This window comes from Arthrobacter sp. 05N429, assembly GCF_056397045.1.
Map to the genome: position 1 here is coordinate 102,242 of NZ_JBFTMQ010000011.1, position 9,859 is coordinate 112,100.

The 9,859-nt window shown below is 63.5% G+C and carries 5 protein-coding genes and 1 pseudogene; 2 read left to right on the forward strand and 4 right to left on the reverse strand.

The features are described 5' to 3' along the window. Positions 1 to 57: 57 nt before the first annotated feature. Positions 58 to 657, forward strand: a complete 600-nt coding sequence (locus AC1DF4_RS16095) for a YdeI/OmpD-associated family protein (protein ID WP_476913820.1) — start codon at positions 58 to 60, stop codon at positions 655 to 657. A 33-nt stretch (positions 658 to 690) separates the two neighbouring features. Here the strand turns inward: AC1DF4_RS16095 and AC1DF4_RS16100 are convergent, their stop codons facing one another. From AC1DF4_RS16100 to AC1DF4_RS16110, 3 genes and pseudogenes are all read right to left on the reverse strand, one after another. Next, positions 691 to 2,598: a glycogen debranching N-terminal domain-containing protein gene (locus tag AC1DF4_RS16100; protein WP_476913821.1), complete on the reverse strand. Its 1,908-nt coding sequence runs from the start codon at positions 2,596 to 2,598 to the stop codon at positions 691 to 693. Between the two features lie 206 nt (positions 2,599 to 2,804). Then, positions 2,805 to 2,987, reverse strand: a pseudogene (locus tag AC1DF4_RS16105) (recombinase family protein); the annotation flags it as partial. 294 nt (positions 2,988 to 3,281) lie between these two features. Then, on the reverse strand, positions 3,282 to 4,586 hold the full coding sequence (locus AC1DF4_RS16110) for an ApeA N-terminal domain 1-containing protein (protein WP_476913822.1): 1,305 nt from the start codon (positions 4,584 to 4,586) through the stop codon (positions 3,282 to 3,284). A gap of 171 nt (positions 4,587 to 4,757) precedes the next feature. On the opposite strand from AC1DF4_RS16110, the gene AC1DF4_RS16115 reads away from it, so the two are divergent. Then, complete coding sequence (locus AC1DF4_RS16115; RefSeq protein ID WP_476913823.1) at positions 4,758 to 5,471, forward strand: hypothetical protein; 714 nt, start codon at positions 4,758 to 4,760, stop codon at positions 5,469 to 5,471. A 1,503-nt stretch (positions 5,472 to 6,974) separates the two neighbouring features. On the opposite strand, the gene AC1DF4_RS16120 is transcribed toward AC1DF4_RS16115, so the two are convergent. Further along, complete coding sequence (locus AC1DF4_RS16120) at positions 6,975 to 9,212, reverse strand: Ig-like domain-containing protein (RefSeq protein WP_476913824.1); 2,238 nt, start codon at positions 9,210 to 9,212, stop codon at positions 6,975 to 6,977. Positions 9,213 to 9,859: the final 647 nt, after the last annotated feature.

Here is a 9,859-nt window from a genome sequence, read left to right on the forward strand (position 1 = left end):
AGGGATATCGTCCCACCAAAGCGGACGCATGTGGGCTGAGCGGAGCACAATGATGCCATGGCTGATGAACTCGTGGAACTGCTCGTGAAGGACGCCGCCCAGTGGCGCGCCTGGCTGGAACAACACCACGCGGAGAGCCCCGGCGTGTGGCTGGTGCTGCATAAGAAGGGGGGCTCCGTGACGGAGCTGGACTACGAGTCCGCCCTGCAGGAAGCACTGTGTTTCGGCTGGATCGACGGCCAGGGACGTCGCCGCGACGCAGAGAGCTCCTTCCAGCGGATGACCCGCCGGGGACCAAAAAGCGTGTGGTCCGCCCGGAACGTGGAGCGGATCGGGCGCCTGGAAGCCGAGGGCAGGATGGTTCCCGCCGGACGCGCCGCCGTCGACAGTGCCAAAGCGGACGGCCGCTGGGAAGTTGCCTACTCCGGCCCGGCGACGGCGGAAGTTCCCGGGGACCTGGCAGCGGCCATCGCGGCCGAGCCGCGGGCACAGGCGATGTTCGACGTCCTGACCTCGGTGAACAGGTTCGCCCTGATCTACCGGACCAACGGAGTCAAACAGGCCGCAACCCGGGAGAGGAAGATCGCAGGATTCGTGGAGATGCTCGCCCGGCACGAAACGCCGTACCCGCAGAAAAGGCGTCCGCCCGCGCCCTGACCGCCTGCGCCCTGGCTGCCGGGCCGGCGGACGCTAGAAGCCGACGCCCATGGCCTGGGAGATCACCACGGCCGACGCCGAGGACCACGCCTGCGGATGGCACGACGCCGGATACGGCACCGCGTGGCCCGCCTCCTCCGCGCTGATGCCGGCGAACAGTTCCGGCAGGCGGTGGCCGAAGGAGCCGGACGCGGCCAGCAGGCCCTCGGCGATGGTCCGGGCCTCGGTGAGGAAGCCCTCGGCGAGCAGCCCCCGGACCGCGATCGCGGTGTCGTGGCTCCAGACCGAGCCGCAGTGGTAGCTGAACGGCCAGAAGCCGGCAGCCCGCCGGGAAATCGTATGGACGCCGTAGCCGGAGAACAGCTCGGGGCTCAGCAGCCGGTCCGCCACGAGCCGGGCCTCCGAGGCATCCAGGATTCCGGTGCCGAGCAGGTGTCCCATGTTGGAGCCCGGGATGTCCAGCGGATCGCCGTGCCCGTCGAGGGCCATGGCAGGGAACGGCCCGCCGTCGTCCTCGACCCAGAAGCGCTCGCGGAAATTCTGCTGCAGCGCCTCGGCGAAGTCCCGCAGCGCCTGGCCGCCGGGTTCGCCATAGGCGTCGAAGAGATCGGCGGTGTCGACGGCGGCCTGGTAGGCGTAGCCCTGGACCTCGGACAGGGCGATCGGCCCGTCAGCCTGGCGGCCGTCGCGGAACTGCATGGCGTCCCGGGAGTCCTTCCAGCCCTGGTTGCTGAGACCGTGGCCGGTAGCGTCCTGGTAGCTTAGGAATCCGCTGTTCGGGCTTCCGGGGGCGCCCCGGGCGGCCAGCAGCCATTCCACTGCCCGTGCCGCGTTGGGCAGCAGCGAGCGGACCGCCGCGTCGTCCAGCCCGGACTCGCCAAGTTCGGCCAGCAGGCACAGCCACAGCGGGGTGGAATCTACCGCGCCGTAATACACCGGCGGCAGGCGCAGGCCCTGGCTTTCCAGCACCAGCTCCTTGGACCGGAGCTCATGGAGGATCTTGCCGGGTTCCTCGGCCGCGGCCGGGTCGTCCCGGGTGCCCTGGAACGCGGCCAGGGAGCGCAACGTTCCGGCGGCGAGCCCGGCGTCGAGCGGCAGGAGCAGCCGCGCGGCCCAGAGCGAGTCACGTCCGAACAGCGTGAAGTACCAGGGCGCCCCCGCGGCGAGGAACGGCGCGTCCGGCAGCTTCCGCGTGGCCAGGCGGAGGCCGGCGAGATCATCGAGCGCATTGTCCAGCAGCAGGCCCAGGGCGCCGGACGGCTCGGCACGGACCCGGCGCGAGGCGGGCGGCCGGGCCGCCACCACGGCGTCTTCGCTGTCGGCCAGCACTGCCTGCCATTCCGCTTCGAAGGGGCGTCCCCGCCCTGCCGTACCGCGCCAGAGGAGCCTTTCGCCGGCAGCTACGCTGCCGGGGGCCCCAACGGTCAGGGTCCGTCCGCCGTCGCGCCAGCGCAGCGTGGAATCGTCCGCCGCGAACGGCTCGGAGGGATCCCGGAAGCGGCTGAGACGGATGGCTGCCATGTCGGTGAAGTCCGCGGCGAGCTGGATTTCGATTTCCACATCGAGCGACTCGAGGGAGGTAGCCAGGTGCAGGGAGTGCCGCACGACGCCGGGGGTGACGGTCCAGATCTGCAGCAGTTCGACGGCGGGGTCCTCCGTGGGCCCCAGGATGCCGCGGACCAGTCCCCGCACCCGCAGCACACCGCCGGCCTCCGCCTCGACCGTGGCGGGTTCCGGCTCCATGCCGTTCACCCGGACCTCTGCCCGGCACAACATCCGAGTGTCCCCGTGCAGGAGTCCCGTAAACCAGCCACCGCCGGCCGCACCTGAGGGGCTGGAAGCGCCGGCGGCGCCGGCCAGCCGTCCTTCGGCGTCGAGCCACAACTGGGTGGGGGCGGCAACGGAGCAGTGCTGGCGGTGGAGCGCTGGCTGAACAGTCATGCGCCCCACCCTATGCCGGGAGCCGGACCGGCTCAACGGGCCCCGCGGGGGTGCCGCCAGACAAAAGAACAGCACCATCGTCAAGCGCGGCGCGGGTTCCGGCGGCCCGAGGTCGCCGGTTGACGGGTTGGTCAGGTTCGACGCGGTCTTTCCAAGGCCGGGGGATCGGAAGCGGGGACGAAGTCGCGCTCTGCGCTATGCCGGGAGGTTGTCATGACGAGGGTGTCGCCATCCAATAGCGTGTGGAGGGCCCGATCGAAGTGCGGGCGCGAAGCTCGGGCCCCGGAGGCACCGTGAGCAATCTAGAGGTCGTCGCGTCTCACCCCGGCGGCCAGAAGATCTGCCTGCTGCCGTGTTGAAACGCGGGCCTGGCCGATCAGTCGCGTCACAGCCTGCCCTCGATGTGTCTCATAACTAACGGTGAGTATTCCGATTCGACCAAAAAGGTTATGAAACATAGTTACGAGAGTCCCCGGCCGCGGACGGACCTGCCGATCCCACGAAAGTTTGGGGGTCTGCCTTTTTGTCAGTCATTTCGATCAGTGAGACGTCTCGTATCTCATGGGTTATGAGACGTGTCCGGGCACTTGTTAATAGGAGTACCGGCCAGCCAGTGGTCACAAGAAGTCTGGGCCCACGTCAGAACTCGGCGACACATCTCACAACGGCTAGGGTCCGACTATTCAGGCCCTAGGGACATATGGCTTCGTCTGCGGGTCGCGCTCCAGTCGGCTGCGGATGGCTTCTGCCTTCACGCCTAGTTCCCGGGCCACCCAAATACGCACCACGAGTATGGATTCTCGCCACCGGTTGAGTAGTTCGAGTTCCGTGGGGAGGTCTCGATTTGCGTGCTTGATCCCGTTGTAGGCCTCTGTCATTCCGGCTGCCCAGGCGCTGCCGTCAAAGGGCACGACATCCTCTATCTCGCGAAGGATCCGGTCCAACCGTGCACGAAGAGGTTTCCTATTGGCTTCGGAGGCATTCATCCCATCTTTTGTCTGCATAATCAGAAACCCCAGCGCTTCCAGGCCCGGTCCGACCTGAGCCATGTGCGTCACGGGACCCACGCCGCTGATAAACCTGTCGGAGATGACCGGATCGAGTGCTCTCTGGAACTGGTCACGCAAAGCGAGCCAGAGAGCAATCCCCTCAGGGCCGAGGTCTGCATACTGCACCAGATGCGTGAGCCGTTCCCTCGGTCGTGACGGCGATGGATCCGACTGAGGTTCGATCACCGTTCGCCACTGTTCACCATGCTCGGCTCCATCCAGCGTTTTGAGAGGGTCGGCGTCGTGCTGGGCCTGAAGTATTGTGCACGTTTCCGCGACCCATCGGGAAAGAACAAGCAGATCTCGCATACCCCGATGTGTCCCCATCAAGTCTTCCCAGGAAGAAGGGTCACTGCTCCTCGACTCACAGAACACAATGTTCTTGATCGTTGTGGATTCATGTCCGTCGCGGGTGATATCCCAGCTAGGTCGGAAACTCAGGAGTGAATTTACTTGGATCGGTTCGCCGGACGCTGCCGTGATTGTGAGGACCCCGGTTTTGAAGTCGAAGTCTTCTTCGAAAGACTCAACGCCCAACCATTCCCGTAGCCCAGTCACCTCTGATCGGACGCCATTAACGATGGAGTAGTCGATGTCGTCATTGACACCAGCTACCGCATATCGCGCCCAAACTCGCCCGGCTCCGGTCGAAAAGTTGGTGTGATATCCCCGCGCCCAGCAATCGACTAGGAGTACAGAACCGTGGGAGTCCCAGAACAGAAGGTTCTTCGGCATGGGCGGCCAGACCGCCAACTCTGGACGCCTCGTGTGTTCGCCCATGAACCACGATGAGTAGTAGTCGTCTCTTCCGCGCCACGGAACAGTTACACTGATGCCCTTCTCGTCGCGCTCCAGGGTGACGGAAACTGACGGGGTGTCTGCGTTGAAATCGACGAGATTTCCTACGCGTCGAGTTCCTTTCGGTAGATCGCTATTCATGCCAAGGAGCTTAGACGGCTAGATAGGCAATAGCGTGACGCCTCCGCCCTAGTTCAGCGCGTTGTTCAAGAGGTCGCCTGTTCAGCGAGGATCCTTGGTGCCCGTTGTTTCGCCCGTGCTGGTGTCGGAGGCAACTGCTAGTGTCCGTCCAAAGCCGAGCAGGGAGTATCTATGTCGTCACGTGAATACCCGTTTCCAGTAGCAGTTTCCCAACTGGGCGCTCAGGACTCCCGTGAAGCGCAGGATGCTCGCGCGGTCGCGTGGATCTCGCAACAACCCGGTGGCCCGATCGCCGTTGTAACGCCGCAGCGTCGGTTCGAGGGCGAAACCCTCAAACGGTTAGTGGGACGACCCGGTACGGTGCACCTCACTTGGCGCGGTTTCTCGGCCGGGTCCCTTACCCAACGACGCGTCGTCTACGCCTGGCCCGATCGGCAACATCTGAACGATCTGTGGGGCGCCCACGCTGACGCCGTTGTCGTCATCGAGTGGGGAACTGCCGAGACAGCTACCTGGTTGGAAGTCGCTCAGCCGGTACGACTCCTTCCCGGACAGACTCCTCAGCCTGCGTCAGGACCACAAGCCGTACTGGTGGCCGTCGACGAACCCTTGCCGGAAGACGTGAGCGGGATCCTCGAAAGCCTTGCACACTGGGCCGCCGGATATGACTCCGGCCTCAAATGGAATGAAGAAGACAAGCTCAAGGCAGACATGATGAACCGCCCCGAGCGGTGGGCCTCTGTCAAAGTTGAGCAGGTTAGAGGCAAATGCGGTGATCTCAAGATGCGGCCAAATGACATAGAGACGATCGTCGGCTTCCTGGAACGCAGGAAGCAGGGACGCCGGTTCAACGTGAGGAGCAGCTACCGCGGTTTCACGTTCTGATCATGCCTCCATGCCCGTTGTCTGGTGGCCCAACGGGTCAGCCTGCCATCGGAAAGAGGTGTCGACGGTCGCGGTAGCGAAATAGGTCGCTGCCTGTTGTTGACTCGGGCCCGTTCGGATGGGGCGCCAACGTGGCTTGGGGCAGCGGTCGCCATGAGTTCGGACCTTCGACGGCGGCAACGTCCCTTACCGTACGGCTGGATCCCCTGTGTCTCATAACCTCAGTGCCTCGAATCCCTAGGGTTGTGAGACATCAAGGCCGTCAAGTTGGGCTGCAAGAAATTTGCCATTCTGAACTTCCTGCCATACCGGGGCAGTGGTCTGGGCGGCGCACTGAGGCATACGGGCAGGGTGGTGGTTGCGTCTTGATTTATCCGTTGATTCCGCCGCTGCAGGTCTCGCCGGGTTCGGGTGTTGCGGGCCTTGCTGGAAGGCCTTGATGAATTCGGTTAGGCGGGGGCCTGCCGGTTCGGTGACGGCCAGTTGTTTTTGTCCAGGTCGTTGCTTCGATGCGGGAGCCGTGGCCTCAGTTGCTCCTTATAGACGAGGGCTGAAGCCGGGCATGCGGGCAGTCCCCGGTGCGCGGCCGACCCCATCCGGCTGCACGGTCCAGGGAACAGAGAAGCCGGCCCGGCATGTGGCCGGCCCGGCTTGCTCTTTCCGGGAGCCCGAGGGCTTAGTCCCTTCGGTTCCAGAGGCTCTGGGTGGGCGAACAGCAAATGTTGATCACCGGCGAAAAAGCGGGTGGCTCAGCAAAGTTCTCACCGGGGCACGTGAATCCTTAATCCTTGGCTGGAAGCTGGAATCCAGATTCGTAGCCGGTGGCTTCTTGATGAGGAGTGCAAAGCGTCCACGGGCTGCGCGTACCTTGGGATGTTGCGGGAGAGCGCTGGTCCACATATCAGGCTCGCGTTCGCTGGCCTTCCTCCTACGCGGTGGCGTTGGCGAACTAGGGAACGGTTTGGCTGTCGGGCCTGCGGCTCTGGATGATCTGCTTGCACAGGGCGGTTTCCATGGCGTCGATCTCGCCGAGTTTGGCCAGTACCTCGGTAAGCCGGGCGGGGGGATGACGGCGATGCCGTCGCTGTCCCCGACGATGGCGTCGCCGGGGTGCAGACGAGGTTCCCGCAGGCGACCTGTTCCCCGACCGTGCCCGGGGCAATTTTCGACCAAGGCCCGGTGGATAGCCAGGTTGTCGCCTTCCCTGGTGTTGATCGGCAGGATGGACCCGTGGCAGGCTGCGTCGGTCCAGACGCCGTGGATTGTTGCAATGACCGCCTGAATCCGCCGGTACGGGGAGGCCGCGGAAGCGTCACAGGCGGCCGCCGTTGTACCCTCCCTGGCGGCCCTGCTGCCCCTGATCCTTAACAACAGCCGTCGGTCAGCCGTCAATTAGAGCAACACCGTCGCAACAGTTACCTGGTCGGTGTGAGGTCTGGTATCCCAAGGATTTGAGGCGCAACGGTCACGCGACACCGAACGGACAACGCAAGAGTCCAGTCCTTACAACCAAGAGATGTAGGACCCGCTTGGGCTCCAATGGATGACGCCGCCCTGATAGTTCTGAGCCACGTTTCCGTTGCCTGTGGCGTATTCGTCACTTGTGGGATAGCCGAGGCGACCTGATTCGAACCCTGTGGACGCCCAGATTGAGCGGATGCCGCCGACGGACATGTGGGCCCCTGTTGCCGGGGACCACATGATCGCGCCGCCTTGATACATCTGGTACGCTCCGCCATCCCTGAGCCCGGCCACTTCGTCGGTCACCGGGTATCCGAGGCGGCCGTTTTCAAACCCTGTAGCCGCCCACAGGCCACGGATCGCCCCCACGGAGATGTGGGCGCCTGTTGCCGGGGACCACATGATCGCGCCGCCTTGATACATCTGGTACATCCCGCCATCCCTGAGCCCGGCCACTTCGTCGGTCAGCGGGTATCCGAGGCGGCCGTTTTCAAACCCTGTAGCCGCCCACAGGCCACGGATCGCCCCCGTGGAGATGTGTGCCCCTGTTGCCGGCGAGTAGAGGATACATCCACGTTGAAAACACTGGTACCCGCCGTTGCCCATGAGGCCGTACACCTCTGCCGTGGTGGCTGCGCCAAGAACACCATTCAGCGAAGCCGCCTTGGCTGCAATGGGACTTTGCTCGGGCGAAGGCCCGGCCGTGGTGAAGGTCCACGTCTTGTCCGCGATCAGGGCGTTACCGGCAACATCCCTCACGCCGCCGGTACCGCCCTGGATCGTGGCAGTGTATTTAGTACCCGCCGCCAGGTTCTCGGTGGGGTTCAACGTTGTAACGTTGTTTGTGCTGTTGTACGACACCGCGGCCGGCACCGGCGTCGTCCCGGTCGTCAGCGTGAACGTGGCCGAAGTGACCGTCGACGGATTCATCGCCTCCGAGAAGTTCCCCGTCACATTCGCCGATACCGCAGCACCGGTGGCGTTAACCGCCGGAGAAGTAGCGGTCACGGTCGGGGCGGTCGTATCCCCGCCCCCACCACCGGGGCCAGGCTCGTAGAACTGCCAGTACCGGCTTGTGGCGTTCACGTCGGCGAGCATCAGCAGGCCGCTGTTCGCCGTGCCCCGCGCCGAACTGTTGACGTTCTGCTTCGTCGACGTCACGTTGTGGACATACTGGTCGGCGTCCACGATACGGGGCGTCTTCGTGGTGGTGAAGTTGATGTTGTCCAGCGGCGTGGACTTCTCGTAGATCGCACCGCCTGAGGCGGTGCAGACGCCAGCGTCAATGGTGCCAGCGGGCTTTGGATAGGTAGCGAAGGTACGCAACCTTTGCGTGCTCTCATCAATCATGACGAGCACCCGGTTCGGGCATTCCGACACCGTCGCGATTGTGTGCGCGGACCAGGTCGTACCGTTCAATACCAAGAGCTGGATCAGCGGCTCGGACGCCGACGTGAACGACGTCTTAATGGCGGCGAAGGCCCGGCCTCCCGAGGAATCCAGCCACTTCAAGTTCATGTGGTCATCACCGCTGCGCAGCCCCTTCACCGCCGCCACAGGAGTGGTCCAGGCGGTGTTGGACGCACCATCGACGTGGTAGCTCCAGTACATGCCGTCGTTGGCGTCACCGAACTGCCTGCTCCACATCACACCGATCTTCCCGTCGAACGCGATGAGAGCCGAAATGTCGTCCAGGGACACGTTGCTCAACGATGCAGGGTGCGCAAAGGGCGTCCCCCACTCCTCGCCGGACGTGTCAGTAACGTTCAGATAGATCCGGTTTCCCTGCTGCCATGTGGCCCACAGCCGACCAGTCGAGTCTTTGTCGATAGTCAGGGTCTCAACCCGCTGGTTGTTGATCTGTGAAGAACCCAGCAATGTGTACGTCTTGTTGCTCGGGTTGTAGCTGTAACGGCGCATCGTGGTCGGGAAGTTCGGCTCAGCCGGCAGACCGTCGTTGACGAACCGGTAGCTCGCCACATACAACGTTGTACCGTCCCACAGCGCGTCATGATGGGTGTTTGCCCGTGTGTCCGTCGCCACACCCGTATCGACCCACGAACCCGTCGCGGTGTTGAACCGGAAGATATGAAAATCCGAGCTGGCAGTGTCCCACAGGTTCCCCCACCAGGAGCCGTCGTTGAACCACAAGGCGCTCGTGGCCCGCTTTGCACTCGTTGGCGTCCCCGTCCCCGCATGCGACGGACCCTCAACCCCAACATCACCCGGAGCAGCCGACGCCGCAACCGGCACCACCAGAACACCCAGCGTAACCAGCATCGCTGTCAAGAGTCCCAGGAGCCGCAGATTCGGCCACCGGCGCGGGCGAGGAGCAGCCCGGCGATCAACGCCTGGCACTAAGAACAGCAAGGAAGTCCTGGCACTATTACCACGCCCGCCCCCGTGGAAAAACCTGTAATTGCTCAATGTTGCCCCCCGGACTTGAATGCCACCGCCAATTCCCAGTACGGTCATTGTCATTGCCCAGGGCTTCCGAAACAACCCCCGCACTCCGCCTAATCGATGCCACTACACCCCAATACGGAAAAGACCGGACTTTTTCAGGCTTTTGCCTTGGTTCCACATTGTGATTGCAGAAATACGCGTTTCATGGTGTCGTCGGGTGGCGGCGCAGCACGCAGGTCGGCTTCAGAAGCCTCTCAAAACCCTAGACTTAGATAACAGCGAAACCGCCAAATTGAGCTGTGAAAAACCGCCATTCTGAGCTAACAGTCACAGCCGATGCAGTTCAGCGGTTTTGTGCGACCGGTGGAGGACCGATGCTCCTATGGATCGTCAAGAGAATTTGATAGGTCCTTCTGCTATGTGGGCAGGTTGTAGAGCGGCGTAGATTTCGCGCGCGACGTAGCGTTTGAGGCAACGGATGATCTCGGGTTTGGACAGGCCTTGCTGGGTGCGCCGGTCAG